11 protein-coding genes are annotated in these 15,102 nt (G+C 46.2%); 10 read left to right on the top strand and 1 reads right to left on the bottom strand.

Annotated features, from left to right (window positions below):
- The first annotated feature begins 70 nt into the window (after positions 1–70).
- The 10 genes from P0Y67_RS10490 to P0Y67_RS10445 all read left to right on the top strand — a co-directional run bounded on the left by P0Y67_RS10490 (position 71) and on the right by P0Y67_RS10445 (position 14,072).
- Positions 71–697 (top strand): recombinase family protein, encoded by a 627-nt coding sequence (locus P0Y67_RS10490; RefSeq protein WP_342391821.1) that lies wholly within the window; start codon positions 71–73, stop codon positions 695–697.
- A gap of 253 nt (positions 698–950) precedes the next feature.
- Entirely contained in the window at positions 951–1,172 is a 222-nt protein-coding gene (locus P0Y67_RS10485) for a helix-turn-helix domain-containing protein (RefSeq protein WP_115164826.1), read from the top strand.
- Positions 1,173–1,175: 3 nt separating this feature from the next.
- The gene (locus tag P0Y67_RS10480; RefSeq protein ID WP_342391820.1) at positions 1,176–2,675 is read left to right on the top strand and encodes a type I restriction-modification system subunit M; all 1,500 of its coding nucleotides are present in this window, start codon (positions 1,176–1,178) and stop codon (positions 2,673–2,675) included.
- On the top strand, positions 2,672–3,301 hold the full coding sequence (locus P0Y67_RS10475; protein WP_342391819.1) for a DUF4062 domain-containing protein: 630 nt from the start codon (positions 2,672–2,674) through the stop codon (positions 3,299–3,301). Before P0Y67_RS10480 ends, P0Y67_RS10475 begins: the two co-directional genes overlap by 4 nt.
- Positions 3,294–4,778 carry an RNA-binding domain-containing protein gene (locus P0Y67_RS10470; protein WP_342391818.1) on the top strand — a complete coding sequence of 495 codons (1,485 nt, stop codon included), beginning with the start codon at positions 3,294–3,296 and terminating at the stop codon, positions 4,776–4,778. The genes P0Y67_RS10475 and P0Y67_RS10470 overlap by 8 nt, the downstream gene beginning before the upstream one ends.
- On the top strand, positions 4,775–6,274 hold the full coding sequence (locus P0Y67_RS10465) for a type I restriction-modification system subunit M (RefSeq protein ID WP_342391817.1): 1,500 nt from the start codon (positions 4,775–4,777) through the stop codon (positions 6,272–6,274). The genes P0Y67_RS10470 and P0Y67_RS10465 overlap by 4 nt, the downstream gene beginning before the upstream one ends.
- Entirely contained in the window at positions 6,274–7,470 is a 1,197-nt protein-coding gene (locus P0Y67_RS10460; RefSeq protein ID WP_342391816.1) for a restriction endonuclease subunit S, read from the top strand. Before P0Y67_RS10465 ends, P0Y67_RS10460 begins: the two co-directional genes overlap by 1 nt.
- Positions 7,470–10,532, top strand: a complete 3,063-nt coding sequence (locus tag P0Y67_RS10455; protein ID WP_342391815.1) for a type I restriction endonuclease subunit R — start codon at positions 7,470–7,472, stop codon at positions 10,530–10,532. The genes P0Y67_RS10460 and P0Y67_RS10455 overlap by 1 nt, the downstream gene beginning before the upstream one ends.
- 42 nt (positions 10,533–10,574) lie before the next feature.
- Positions 10,575–12,986, top strand: coding sequence for an AAA family ATPase (locus P0Y67_RS10450; protein WP_342391814.1), 2,412 nt, complete (start codon positions 10,575–10,577; stop codon positions 12,984–12,986).
- A gap of 51 nt (positions 12,987–13,037) precedes the next feature.
- Positions 13,038–14,072 carry a virulence RhuM family protein gene (locus P0Y67_RS10445; protein WP_342391813.1) on the top strand — a complete coding sequence of 345 codons (1,035 nt, stop codon included), beginning with the start codon at positions 13,038–13,040 and terminating at the stop codon, positions 14,070–14,072.
- A 57-nt stretch (positions 14,073–14,129) separates the two neighbouring features.
- On the opposite strand, the gene mobI is transcribed toward P0Y67_RS10445, so the two are convergent.
- Positions 14,130–14,726 (bottom strand): conjugative transfer protein MobI(A/C), encoded by a 597-nt coding sequence (mobI, locus tag P0Y67_RS10440; protein ID WP_342391812.1) that lies wholly within the window; start codon positions 14,724–14,726, stop codon positions 14,130–14,132.
- Between the last annotated feature and the right edge of the window lie 376 nt (positions 14,727–15,102).

Here is a 15,102-nt window from a genome sequence, read left to right as displayed (position 1 = left end):
TACTATCAACAGAACCACCTAAAACAGACCAGAGATAAAGTACCACTTATAACAGACCGTGGAGACCAAGATGTTCATTCGAGCTTACCTTCGCGCATCAACCAAAGAACAAAATGCTGAACGGGCTTGTGAGTCCCTGATTCAGTTTGCTGATCAGCATGGCCAGCGAATCGCCGCTTTTTATATTGAGAATGTTTCTGGTGCCACGTTGCACAGGCCTGAGTTGATGCGTTTGATTGCCGAGTCAGGCGAGGGGGACATTGTGCTGGTTGAACAAATCGACCGCCTGGCACGGCTCAAACAAGGTGATTGGGAGACGTTGAAACAAAAGTTGGCCAGCAAACGCTTAGCCATTGTTTCACCGGAACTTCCCACCAGTTGGCTGGCTTTACAACAACATAGCGAAACTGACTTTACCGGCGCTATTTTACAGGCGGTTAATGCCATGATGTTGGATATGCTCGCGGCGGTTGCCCGCAAAGATTATGATGACCGGCGACGTCGTCAATCTCAGGGGATCGCAAAAGCTCAATCTGATGGGAAATACAACGGGCGTCAACCAGATCTCAAACGACACCAGCACATAGCTAGCCTATTGAAGACCGGCCATAGCTATAGTGACATTCAGGATATGTTGGGGTGTTCGCGGCACCTGATTGCAACTATCTCGAAGAATATCGGTTGTACAGAGCAGTAATTCCACTACTTTCTGCCGTATCATTTTCTTGATTACGGCAATTCAAAATCCTCACACTGATAATCTGTTCTGATTACCCTAAAAAATTACATTTCAACTCAAATAAGTTGAGAAAAATCATAATCGTGATAGGGTAAGCTGTAGTGACTACCCTAAGTTTTAATGGTTAAAAATCATACTTCAATCAATATGTTGTGATTGAACTTTTCAATGTAATAAAACGCAAATGTGTGAATACTCTCGTGGAGAAAGCATGATCCGCTGCCACCTTGCCCGTTTAATGGGCGAACATAAAATGCGTATTAGTGATGTGATGCGCGAAACCGGCCTAAGCCGCACCACCATCACACTACTTTATAAGGAAACCGCGCTAAAAGTGGACCTAGACGCACTAGATAAGCTGTGTGATTTATTTAACTGCAACATACAAGAACTGCTAGAAAAATCGCCTGCGGAATCCGTAGGAAATGAGTAAACAATGACCCTAATTAACATCAAAGACCTCGAAGCACACCTTTGGCACGCAGCCCATATCATTACCGGGCCTATCGATGCTTCAGACTACAAAACCTATATTTTTCCGATCCTCTTTTTCAAACGTATCTGCGATGTGTACGACGAAGAATATCTCGAAGCAATGGAGCAAGTGGGTGACGCTGAGCTCGCCAAAGGCGATATGTTCCATCGCATCCAAATTCCTGAATATTGTCATTGGAGAGATGTCTTTTCCGAGACCAAAGACATCGGCCAGACATTAAAAGATGCTTTTCGCGGCATCGAATTGGCTAACCCCAAGCTACATGGAATCTTCGGTGATGCCAGTTGGACCAACAAAGAACGTTTATCAGATGAACTGCTTGCTACCTTGCTCAACCATTTCAACAAGGTAAATCTTGGAGTGGCGTCCGTTCGCAACGACGACATGGGCCGGGCATACGAATATCTGATCAAACGCTTTGCGGATAAGGCCAACAAAAAGGCGGGGGAGTTTTACACTCCTCGCACTATTGTTCGCTTGATGGTCAATATTCTTGACCCACAAGCAGGTGAAGGCATTTATGACCCTGCGTGTGGTACTGGTGGCATGCTGCTGGAAACCATCCACCACGTTAAAGAAAACGGCGGCGATCCACGCCTGCTAAAAATCAAAGGCCAGGAAAAGAACCTGACCACAGAAGCTATTGCTCGCATGAACCTCTTTCTGCACGGCCAGGAAGATTTTGACATTGTCCGTGGCGATACGCTGCGAGAACCTAAATTCCTCAAGCATGACCGTCTAGAAACCTTTGATTGTGTTATTGCCAACCCGCCATTTAGTTTGAAAGAGTGGGGATATGATAACTGGAGTGCTGACCCTTATGGCAGAGCGAAATATGGTTTAGCCCCTAAAACCAACGGTGATTTTGCTTGGGTGCAACATATGTTTGCATCTTTGAACGAGAGTGGTCGCATGGCGGTGGTATTGCCACACGGGGTGCTATTCCGTGGTGGTGCTGAAGGTAAAATTCGCGAGAATTTACTCAAAGAAAACCGAATTGTCGCTGTCATCGGCGTTGCTTCTAACCTGTTTTATGGCACCGGTATTCCGGCTTGTATTTTAGTGCTGCGCAAACAAAGGCCTTTAGCTCACCAAGATCACGTGCTGATCATCAATGCTGAAGAGATTTTTACCAAAGGCCGGGCACAAAATACCTTGTCAGAAACCCAAGCGGACGACATTTATGATATTTATCGGCAGATGCGCACCAAAGGCCCTGAAGCTGATGACATCGAAGGCGTTGCGCGTTGGGTTCCCCATAGTGAAATTGAAGAAAACGACTTCAATTTAAATATTGCACGTTATGTACAAAAACCGCTTGAAGAAGAAACCATTACAGTGGAAGAGGCGCTAAAAGACTTCCAACAAAAGCTGGCCGCTTTAGAGCAAGCTGAAAATGAACTGGAAGCACTGCTGATCAAGGAAGGGTTTGAACTATGAGCAAAAAGCTCACTGTGATGGTGTCATCCACAGTTTATGGCGTAGAAGAGTTGCTCGACCGCGTATATTCACTACTAACCGCCTTTGGTTATGAAGTTTGGATGTCGCATAAAGGCACAGTGCCGGTATCGTCCAATGAAACCGCCTTTGAAAGCTGCTTAAAAGCAGTAGAAAAATGTGATCTGTTTTTAGGCATCATTACCCCACAATATGGCAGTGGCGTTGATGCAACTGGCCTATCTATTACCCATAAAGAGATGAAAAAAGCCATCGAGCTCAATAAACCTCGCTGGTTTCTAGCGCATGATCAAGTTGTGTTTGCGCGTCGCTTATTAATGGATTTAGGTTACAAAACCCAAGAACAGCGCTCAGAATTGACATTGCGCAAAGGCGCATCGTCCATTTCCAATATCAAGGTGATTGACTTATACGAAGACGCCACCATGGAACAACTGCCACTGGATGATCGCCAAGGCAACTGGGTACAAAAGTTCGATCGCGACGACGACGCCAACCTTTTTGTGGTTGCGCAATTCTCTCGCTATCAAGACGTAGAGCAGCGCTTGACCGAGCATTTTCAAAATGTCAGTCAAGTGAGCGCCTCAGTAGGAGCAAGCCATGAGTAAAACGGCCGCACAACTCAAGCAACTACTATCGTTGGGCGAAAACCAAACCCTTGAATACCTTACAAGCTGCGAGTTAAAACACTGCGGTCCGCAAGTTTGCGCCTTTTTAAATACCCAAGGCGGTTACCTGCTATGTGGGGTTGATGATAAAGGCCAAATCAAGGGCGTAGAACAGGCCGTGCAAGTGGCTGAACAGCTCGAAAGCCAGCTTAAATCGGCCATTCAACCGCCAGTACTGTTTTCGGTAGAAGTACAGCAAGTCGAAAATAAACAGTTATTAGTGGTTGAAGTGCCGGCCGGCAAAGACATTCCTTACGCCTTTAATAGTGATATCTACATTCGTGCCGGCGAGCAAACCCAAAAAGCCGATGTCGATACCATCCGCGACATGGTCATGCGCAAGCAAGTAGAACCTACCCGCTGGGAACGTTTGTTCTCGTCAGAACTCGACGAACAAGGTTTATCAGCCAGTGCTTGTAAAAAACTGCTATCCGCCAAACGCATTCCCAAAGAAGTCGCGCAAGCCGAACAAGGCTTACTGCACCAGTTGCAATTGTTATCGCTGGCCAAATACGGCCGCTTAACCAATGCCGCCGATGTTTTACTGGCCAGTGCGCCGGGTAAACGCCATCCGCAAGCCCGCGTGCGTGCGGTGTGTTATCGCCATAAGGCCGACGACGAATATCAGGATTTACAGCACCTCGATGGCCCAATGGCCGATGTGATCGAGCAGCTGATTACCTTTGTGATGCGCAATACGCCATCGCGCGCGCGTTTTAGCAGCGCCAACAATCAGCGCGAAGACATCCCCATGTACCCAGAACAAGCGGTACGCGAAGCCATTGTCAACGCCTTTGCCCACCGCGATTACAGCAACTTTGCCGGGGGCATTAAGGTCGAAGTCAGCCCCGCGCACCTGAAAATTTGGAACGCCGGTGCGTTTCCGCAAGGCATCGACGAGCACAAAATTCAGCAAGGCCATATTTCGGTACTGCGTAACCCCGACATCGCCCACGGCTTATACCTGCAAGGCTATATGGAAAAGCTTGGCCGCGGCAGTGTCGTCATTCAACAAGCTTGTAATGAAGCGGGGCTACCCGCGCCAAAATGGCACTCCGATAGCACCTCCGGCGTGACCTTGACCCTGTTCGCCCCGGAAGTTACCCCGGAAGTTACCCCGGAAGTTACCCCGGAAGTTACCCCGGAAGTTACCCCGGAAGTTACCCCGGAAGTTGCGAAGCTTATACGGGCAATAAAAGGTGAGCGTTCACGCCTGGAATTACAGGAATCCTTGGCCTTAAAAGATGCCGAACACTTCCGAAAAAATTACTTAAACGCAGCAATGGACCAGTCGCTGATTGAAATGACCATTCCGGAAAAACCAAGAAGTAAATTGCAAAAATACCGTTTAACCGCGCTTGGCCAGCAGCTAAAGCAACAAGTACAGCAGCAACCAAGCGATAAGAAGACATCATGAGCGCATTAAATAAGAAAAAATTAGAGGATTTACTCTGGGGTGCCGCCGAGTTTTTACGCGGCCAAATCGACGCCTCAGACTACAAGCAGTACATCTTCCCGCTGCTATTCTATAAGCGCCTGTCGGATGTGTATTTAGAAGAATACACCGAAGCCTTGGAGATCCATGAAGGCGATGCCGAATACGCCGCCATGCCCATGTTCCACCGTTTTGATATTCCCAAAGAAGCCCGCTGGGAAAAGGTGCGCCACACCAGCAAAAACATTGGTGAGGCCATTCAAAACGCACTGCGTTTAATTGAAGCCAACAACCCGCGCTTACATGGGGTGTTTGGTGATGCCCAGTGGACCAACAAAGAGCGCCTGCCCGATCACCTGCTATCTGATCTGATTGAGCACTTCAGTAAAATTCCGCTGGGGATTAAATCGGTCGCTCAGGATGATCTGGGTGAGGCTTACGAGTACCTAATCAAAAAATTCGCCGACGACTCCGGCCACACCGCTGCTGAGTTTTATACCAACCGTACCGTCGTGCATCTGATGACGCGCATCATGGGCTTAAAACCTGGTGAAACCGCTTATGACCCCACCTGCGGCACCGGCGGTATGCTGCTTAATGCGGTAATGGATCTCCGTTCTCAAGGTAAAGAGTGGCGTTCTGTACATTTACACGGGCAAGAGGTTAACCTGCTTACCTCCGCTATAGCCCGTATGAACATGTTCCTGCACGACATTGAAGAATTTGATGTACTGCGCGGCGATACCCTGGCGGAACCCAAGTTTATTGAGAACGACCAGCTCAAGCAGTTTGATGTGATTTTCGCTAACCCGCCTTACTCCATCAAAAAATGGAACCGCGATAAATTCGCTGCCGACCCTTATGGCCGCAACCTCTACGGCGTACCACCGCAAGGCTGCGCCGATTATGCGTTTTACACCCACATCATCAAAAGCCTAAAGCCCGACACTGGCCGCGCCGCGATGCTCTGGCCACATGGCGTGTTGTTCCGCGATTCCGAGCAAAGTATTCGCAAACAGGTAATCGAGTCAGACATTATCGAAGCGGTGATTGGCCTTGGGCCAAACCTGTTTTACAACTCGCCGATGGAATCCTGCGTGGTAGTGCTCAATTGCAATAAGCCAGCCGAGCGCCTTAACAAGGTGTTGTTTATCAATGGTGTGGAGAACGTAACCCGCGAGCGCGCCCACAGCCGCTTATCGGATGAGGATTTGGCTGTGCTCTGTGAAGCTTACTTTGAACCCAATAAGCAAAGCGATATTACCGCATTGGTCGATATTGATACCCTTAAAGAGAACCTCTACAACCTATCGATACCTCTCTATGTGCAGGCACAAAACAATGGCGAAGTACACGATATTGAACATGCCATCGAGGCATGGAAAATTAGCCGGGTTCAATTGAAAAAGCAGACCAATAAATTATTTAAAAGCCTAAAAGAGCTTGGGTTTGAAGTTAGCGGTGAGGAAGTGCAGTAATGAGTGATAAACAAACCATTAAATTTGGTGATATTTGCCGCGAAGTAAAACTCACTACCAAAGACCCTATTGCCGATGGCTATGAGCGTTACATTGGTTTAGAACACTTGGATTCTGGCTCACTCAAAATTAAACGCTGGGGAATGATTGCGGAAGATAACCCAAGCTTTACCCGAGTATTTAAGAAGGGGCATATCCTGTTTGGCAAGCGTCGCCCTTATTTAAAAAAGGCTGCGATTGCTGAGTTTGATGGGATTTGTTCTGGAGACATTATTGTACTAGAACCAAAACCCAACTCCTTGTTATCAAAAGAACTGGTTCGTCATTTAGTTCAATCTGAAGCTGTGTGGAACTGGGCTGTACTGAATTCATCAGGATCGTTATCACCAAGAACAAAATTCTCTATTCTATCGAAACTGGAAATTTCCGTTCCATCGTATCCGCAAGAAAGTTGTCTCAATATTCTCAGAGATGCAGAAAGCGCTTTGATCGCTTCAGAAGCTGTAGTTACGCAGCTCATTCAAGCTAAGACCGCTACAGCCTATTCCTTAATGCTTGAGGGAAATTGGTACCGAGAATTATTTGGTAAAGATCCGGCTTCCATACCTGAAGGATGGAAGTTTTTAACTGTAGGCGACGTCCTCAATGATACTCAATATGGGCTATCGGATTCTCTCGAAGCTCATGGTCGTTACCCAGTACTTAGAATGATGAATATTACGAATGGTTACGTTGACCCTAACGATCTGAAGTATCTGGATTGGCCTAAGGAAGACGCAAGCAAGTACATTCTTAATTATGGCGATATTGTATTCAATAGAACCAACAGTATGGAATGGGTTGGAAGGACCGGAATATTTGAACTTGATGGCGATTATCTATTTGCTTCATATTTAATCCGGTTAGTGGCAAATGAGAAGAAGCTTACTCCTTATTATTTAACGCAGTTCTTAAACCTTCCTTTAGTCCAATATCGGCTAAAGGCATTTGCTACACCTGGTGTTAGTCAAGCAAACATCAACCCAGGTAGTTTAAAAAGTTTACCTATCTTGGTTCCACCATTAAATAGAGTGAAAGAAATTGAGAAAGTACTCCGAGAATTTGACAGTGAATTGAATGTAGCCAAACAACATCATCAGAGAATGCTTCAGTTCATGGAAGGTATTAAATCAAAATATTTTGAGCAGGTTACTTAATGTTTAACGAACAAACCGTCACAGAAAATGGAATTATCGACCGCTTAAAAGGGTTAAGCGGCGTAAAGTGGACTTACTGCCACGGTGAGAGCCTGCCTAAACAAGCGCAGGATATCTTCGTTGACGAGTGGCTAAAAGACGCGTTGTGTTCGTTAAACCCTGATATCGCCAAACAACCAGATTACGCCGATGAAGTGATTTACAAACTGCGTGGCGTGGTGCTGGAAGCGCGTCATACCGGCCTGGTAAAAGCTAATGAAAATTTTCATGAATGGTTAATGGCCGAAAAAACCTTACCCTTTGGTGAGAATGGCGACCATATCACCATCAACCTGATTGATTTCGACAATATTGATAACAACCACTTTGTGGTGTCGCAACAGGTGCACTATATCGCGGCCACCGAAGTGTATTTTGATATTGTGCTCTATGTGAACGGCATTCCCTTGGTGGTGGGCGAAGTGAAAACCGCTACCCGCCCGAGTGTGACCTGGCAAGACGGCGCCGCCGATTTTATGGGTGGTAAAAAGCACTATTGGAAGAACGTTGAACCCTGCTTTGTGCCCAACCTGCTGTGTTTTGCCAGTGAAGGAAAAACCTTTGCTTATGGCGCCATCAACGCCCGGGTAAAAGATTGGGGCCCTTGGCACAATACCGACCTGCGCGATGACATTTTGCCCGGTTTGGCATCGGTGCTGGACAGCTGTGAGGGCTTGTTAAACCCGCAAACCTTATTGCAGTTGCTGGAATCTTTCGCGCTGTTTTCAACGGTTAAAACCGGTAAGAACACGCCACCCAAGCGTATTAAAATTCTTCCGCGTTACCCACAGTTTGAAGCGGCCAAGCAGATTGTTGATCGTGTGCGCAAAGGCTACCCGAAAAAAGGTCTGATCTGGCATTTCCAGGGTTCGGGTAAATCGTTATTGATGCTCTACTCCGCCAAAATGCTGCGCAGTGATAACGCCCTGAAAAACCCCACCGTATTGATCGTGGTAGATCGTCGCGACCTGGACAGCCAAATCAACGAGACCTTTGGTGGTGCGGATGTTAAAAACCTTATCAAGGTACAAAGCTGCAAAAAGCTCGGCGAGCATATTGAGCAAGACAGCCGCGGTATATTAATTACCACCATCTTTAAGTTTAAAGATGTCGAGATAGACGATAGCAACCCCAACGGCCTGAACAACCGCGACAACATTATTGTCTTGGTGGATGAAGCGCACCGCACCCAAGAAGGTGGCTTGGGCGAAAAAATGCGCTGGGCTCTGCCACAAGCGCACTTCTATGGTTTAACCGGTACACCGATTTCCGGTATTGACCGCAATACCTTTAAGCTATTCGGCGCCGAGGATGATCCAGGCCGCTATATGAATCGCTATAGCTACAAGCAGTCAATCCGCGATGGCGCTACCAACCCTGTGAAGTTTGAACCCCGCTTGGCCGAGCTTCGAGTAGATCGTGACGCTATCAACCAAGAATTTGAGCAACTGGCCAAAGACAACAATCTCGACGAAGAAGAAAAAGCGGCGCTGTCTAAACGCGCTGGAAAATTAGCGGTGATGCTCAAAGCGCCCAAACGTATGGCTGCCGTCAGTGCCGATATTGCCGAACATTTTACCAGCCACGTTAAGCCGAAAAAGATGAAAGGCATGGTGGTGGTGTACGACCGCGAAGCCTGCGTGCAGATGTACTACTTGCTGGGTGAAAAGCTCGGCTTTGATGCCGTTGAAGTAGTGATGAACGTCGACCAAGCACCCGTAAAAACCGAAGAAGGCGGTAAAAAAGACAAGCTCAATAAAGACTGGCGTAAGTGGCACGACGATTTAGAACTGCCGATTAAACAAGCAGATTTTGAGCGTTGGCAGCAGATTGATGCCGAAGACCAAACCCAGAAAGACTTAATCGAAAGCTTTAAAGACTCCAAGCATCCGTTGCAGCTGATCATCGTCACCGCCAAGTTACTTACCGGCTTTGACGCGCCTATCTGCTATTGCATGTACTTGGATAAACCGCTGCGCGACCACACGCTGCTACAGGCCATGTGCCGCACCAACCGTTTGTACGAAACAGACGATGTGCGCAAAGACATGGGCCTTATCATTGATTACCTTGGCGTGTTTGAAAACCTGCGCACTGCGCTGGCCTACAACCCGGAAGAGATTGATGGCGTGGTAGAAGGCATTGAAGCCTTTAAAGAATTATTACCAGCCCAACTGAAAAAGTGCCTAGACTTCTTCCCCAATGTGGACCGCACCCTAGAAGGCTTCGAAGGGATAATGGCAGCGCAAGAGTGCCTGCCAACCAATGAAAAGCGTGATGAGTTCGCCGCCAGCTTTGGCGTGCTAGCCAAGCTATGGTCAGCTATCAATCCAGATCCATTCTTAAGTCCGTTCAGAAATGATTATAAATGGCTGGCGCAGATTTATGAGTCAGTACGCCCAGTAGGCCAGACCGGTGCTTTGGTGTGGGCCGCGCTCGGCCCTGAAACCATCAAGATGATCCACGAGCATACCGACATCAATCGCATCCGCGACGATATCGACGAACTGATAATGGATGAACACGCCATTTTCACGCTGACGGACAAAGAACAAGAGCAGCGCGCCAAACGCTTAGAAATTGACTTGATGGGCCGATTACGCGGCAGTAACGAGCCGAAGTTTGTCGAGTTAGGTGAACGCTTAGAAAAACTGCGCCAAGACTACGAAGCCGGTGTCATCAAAGCTATCGATTGGTTAAAAGGCCTGTTAGATGCGGCTAAAGACACGGTGCAAGCCGAGCGCGAAACCGGCGAGCATGTGGTGACCGAAGAAGACAACAAGCAGGCCTTAACCAAACTCTTCTTGGAAACCCGCCCAGAAACCACGCCGAAACTAATCGGCGATGTGGTAGAGCAGATCGACAAGATCGTTAAAGCCACCCGGTTTGAAGGCTGGCAAAACTCCAACAGCGGCCCGCGCGAAATCCAAAAGGCGCTGCTGGTAACACTTGCCCAGTTTGGGCTGGGCAAAGAGAAAGAGCTGTTTGCTAAGGCGTATGGGTATATAGAAGAGCATTATTGATGGTAGCTTGCCACCGAGTGAACAACGACAAGGAGGTTTATAATGCTAAAGAAAATTCAGCACATTAAAAAGCTTGGTGTGTTTGACGATTTTAGCTGGGATAGTGAAGTTAAAAACAAAGGTGGTGCCGTTCAGAACTTCGTTGATATCAACATCATCTATGGTCGAAATTATTCCGGTAAGACGACACTATCGCGTATTGCGCGTGCTCTAGAGACCGGCGCTTTATCAGATAAATATGGCGCGCCCTCGTTTCAACTAAAATTTACTGACAACTCAGATGTAACACTTTCAGCCATATCCACCCACGGTAAGAACATCCGTGTATTCAATGAAGATTTTATTAGAGATAATCTTCGTTTTATCACGAATCCAGACGACAGCATTGAACCGTTTGCCATTTTAGGTGATGACAATAATAAGATCGAAAAAGAGATCGAAGCTCTTGAAGCAGAGCTGGGTTCTAGTATTGAAGGGCAAGAAACGGGTTTGTTTGCCGACAAAAAGCAGGCCACAGTTACATATAACACAGCCGTTAGATCCCATAAGCAATCGAACGATAACCTAGAAAAACAACTTGGTAAAAAAGCAACCGATCAAAATATCGGCATTAGATATAAGCCTGAGCGTTTTGGTGACCAAAACTACACCATTACCAAATTAAGAGCCGATATTACAACAGTAAGTAATCCAAATTTTCAGCAGTTAAAATTAGAACAAGTGGCCGAGCACGAAAAGCTGATTGATGAAAAAGTTTTGCCAACAATACCTGAATTTTCTTCACCTAAGCTAAGTTTTGTGAGCTTGGCACAGCAAGTGGAAACGCTGATTACCAAACCCATCAGTGAGTCTGACAAAATTCAGGCGTTAGTCAAAGATGCGGTACTTAACCGCTGGGTAAATGAAGGCCGTACTCATCATCGAAACAAGCATGAAAAATGCGCATTTTGCGACAATGAAATTTCGGCTGAGCGGTGGGCAGAACTTGATAAGCACTTTGATGAAGAATCTGAGCTATTAGAAAAGTCGATTGATGCTTTACTCGCTAAGTTAGAAACCGAGAACAATACAGTTCATGCCGCTCTCACCATTGATCAATCCGTTTTTTATTCTAAGTTTCACTCAAAACTTACAGCTTTGGGTTCCAGGTTAAAAGCTGCTACTAAGAACTACCAGCTTGCGTTAGATAGCCTAGTCAAGCAACTTAGGGCCAGAAAAGGTGACATTTTAAACGCTAAAGAATATGAGAGCCCCGCTGATTGCGCTGAAACATTAACGCAAATCTGGCAGGAATATAGTGACCTTTGCGCTCAATCAGAGTTATTTAGTAGTTCATTGGCTGACGAACAAACCAAGGCTAAAGCTGACTTACGACTGAAAGAAGTCGCTGGCTATTTGCTTACGATTGATTACCAAACACAGCTAAATTCAATTGAAACCTTAAAGAAAAAGAGGGATGAGGCTCAACAAGCGCAGGCGACTATCAATGCGGATATTACCAAAAAGCAAGCACAAGTTACGGCTAAAAAACGTGAACTGAACGATGAAGAAAAAGGGGCTAAAAAGGTAAATGAGTATCTGAATAATTTTTTCGGGCATCAGTTCTTAACGTTGGAGGCTAAAAAAGATGAAGGACCAACGCAGGACTCCAAGCGCATTCGATTTGAAGTGATCCGTGACGGAAAGAAGGCTTATCACCTTAGCGAAGGTGAATGCAGCTTGCTGGCATTTTGCTACTTTTTGGCCAAGTTAGATGATGTTGCAACCAAAGATTCAAAACCCATGATTTGGATTGATGATCCTATCTCGTCGCTCGATGGTAATCATATTTTCTTTATTTATAGCCTGTTAAATGCGGAAGTTGTCGAGAAGGGAAAATTTGCACAGCTATTTGTTTCAACACACAACCTTGATTTCCTTAAATATTTGAAAAGATTGAAGGATAATTACCTCAATGCTGAAGGGAAGAAGGTTAATTGTCAGAAAGCATATTTTGTTGTGGTTAGACAGGATAAAAAATCTACCTTACAGGTCATGCCATCATACTTAAAAGAATATGTGACTGAGTTTAACTACCTGTTTCATCAGATCCAAAAATGTGCCTCTCTTGATGCTATCGATGATACCAACTACGTAACCTTCTATAATTTTGCCAACAATGCGAGGAAGTTTTTCGAAATTTACCTGTATTACAGATACCCCGATCAAGGCATGACGCCAGTGACCCTTAGTGCATTTTTTGGTGAAGATAGTATTCCAGCGGTCTTAACAGACAGGATTAACAATGAGTATTCTCACCTGTCTGGAGTCTTTGAGAGGGGCGCATCCCCAGTTGAAGTTCCAGAAATGCAAACTGCCGCCAGGCAAATCATTGAACGACTCAAACAAGATAATGATCAATTTTCTTCATTAATGAGAAGTGTTGGTGAGGCAGTTGAGGAGCAAACAGTATGATTTGGGAGCTTGATGAAATAGTAATGACCAGTAGTGTACGAGGCTGAACTTATGACAGATAACATCCCACAAGCCCCTCAAGGCGAGTTTGTTCTTTTCACCAGTACTGATGGTCAAACTCGCGTCGAATGCCGATTTGAATCTGATACGTTGTGGCTTTCTCAGGCTGCAATGGCTGAGCTTTATGACAAAGACGTCCGTACAATTAATGAGCACCTAATCAATATCTACAACGAGGGTGAGCTTGTACAAAACGCAACCATCCGGAAATTCCGGATAGTTCGATTGGAAGGTACTCGCCAAGTATCTCGTGAGATCGACCACTACAACCTCGATGCAATTCTGTCTGTTGGTTACAGGGTTCGTTCGCAACGAGGGACGCAGTTCCGCCAATGGGCAACGCAAATCCTGAAAGAATACCTGATCAAGGGATTTGCCATGGATGACGAGCGCCTCAAAAATCCACCCGTTGGTCACTCTGCGGTGCCTGACTACTTTGACGAGATGCTGGAACGCATTCGCGATATCCGAGCGAGTGAGCGTCGTGTTTATCTGCGAGTCAAAGAAATCTTTACCATGGCTGCCGATTACGAGCCATCCAACCAAGAAACTAACCGCTTCTTTCAAACCATTCAGAACAAGCTGCATTATGCCTGTACGCACATGACGGCTGCTGAGCTGATAGCTAGCCGTGTGGATGCCAATAAGCCAGATATGGGGCTAACCAGCTATAAAGGCGATGAAGTGCGTAAGACCGATGTCACCATCGCCAAAAACTATCTGCGTGAAGACGAAATCAAAGAGCTTAATCGAATCGTCAATATGTGGCTCGACTTCGCCGAAGACCAAGCGCTTCGCCGCAAGCAGGTATTCCTTCAGGACTGGGCCGATAAGCTAGACCAGTTTTTAAGTTTTAATGATCGAGACGTATTGAGCGGAGCGGGAAAAATCACCAAGAAAGACGCTGATAACAAGGCGAAACTGGAGTTTGACCGCTTTGCCCAGCAGCGCCGCCGTTTAAAAGAAGCTGAAGGCGCACGGGCCAATATTGCAGCACTCAAGGCTATACTCAAAAAAGATAAATAGCCGATATAGTACAGCCCTGAGCTCGAATGAGTTGAGGGCTGTCTTGTAAGAGCATAACTATAAAGGATTATCCATCTTAAAATCGTCGATATCGCCTGCCATTTGGAAGAGGTTAGTGTCATTCCACTTACATAGCTGGCGCATTCTGATCAGATTAGCGTTGGCTCTGCGGATTGTTGAAAAAGCATCTTCAACAACTTCAATCACCGGTTTTTCCCATTCTTGGGCTCGTGTAAAAGTTGTCTTTGGGTAGCGGTAGTGGCCTTCACGGGGAAGGTAATGGCTGATCACTTGGAATCCGTCAGCATTCTTTTTAGGCTTAAACTCGTTGTAAACCCAGAAAATTTCCAATTTCATCTCTCGCAATCTTACTCGACAGCCAAAATGGCCCGGATATCCTGGTGAGTCTTTCCCTCTATGGTCTCGGTTGTGCTGCCAATACAGATCGGCTATCCGCTGGGCTATGTAGTAGTACCGCAGTTGTTCCAGCTCGGTAGATTTGTGAATGTAGCGTAAGTACATTTCCGATGTTGAAAAAGCGTATAGCGTGGCTTCTTCATGATCTACCTGTTTGTTTTCGCTTTTAAAAAAAGTGTTCCAAGCTTTTATTTGCTTATCCAAAGTTGTAAATGGGTTTGAATTGTCTGTCATCATTCGGTCCTCTGTACGTTGAATACAGAGTCAGTCTATTGCTGCATGCCCACTTTCATCCGCCGTCTTCATGCCCTTTTTGGGCGCCTAGGTCTTTTGTTGTGGCGCCTTAGCCAGAAGACCTAGCCAATTCCTATCCAGATAATTATCTGATGGGGGACCCAGACAGGTTTATTCCAAGTAAGCTCGGCAATCTCCAAAAGATCTGAGCCAAATTATTCCACTTTTTATGGGGGACCTAGCTTTGTTCCGTGTAAATCGTCAGGTCTCTCAAGTTTCACATGTGAAAGTTTTTTCTGGGTATTCACAGGCGCACAAATTGATTCGGTAATGTTGGGCAACTCATTGGTGGCTAGGCTTTTCGTACTCATAAGGCTGT

The organism is Photobacterium sp. SP02 (assembly GCF_038519165.1).
Classification (GTDB): domain Bacteria; phylum Pseudomonadota; class Gammaproteobacteria; order Enterobacterales; family Vibrionaceae; genus Photobacterium; species Photobacterium halotolerans.
This window is presented reverse-complemented; position numbering and strand designations above follow the sequence as displayed.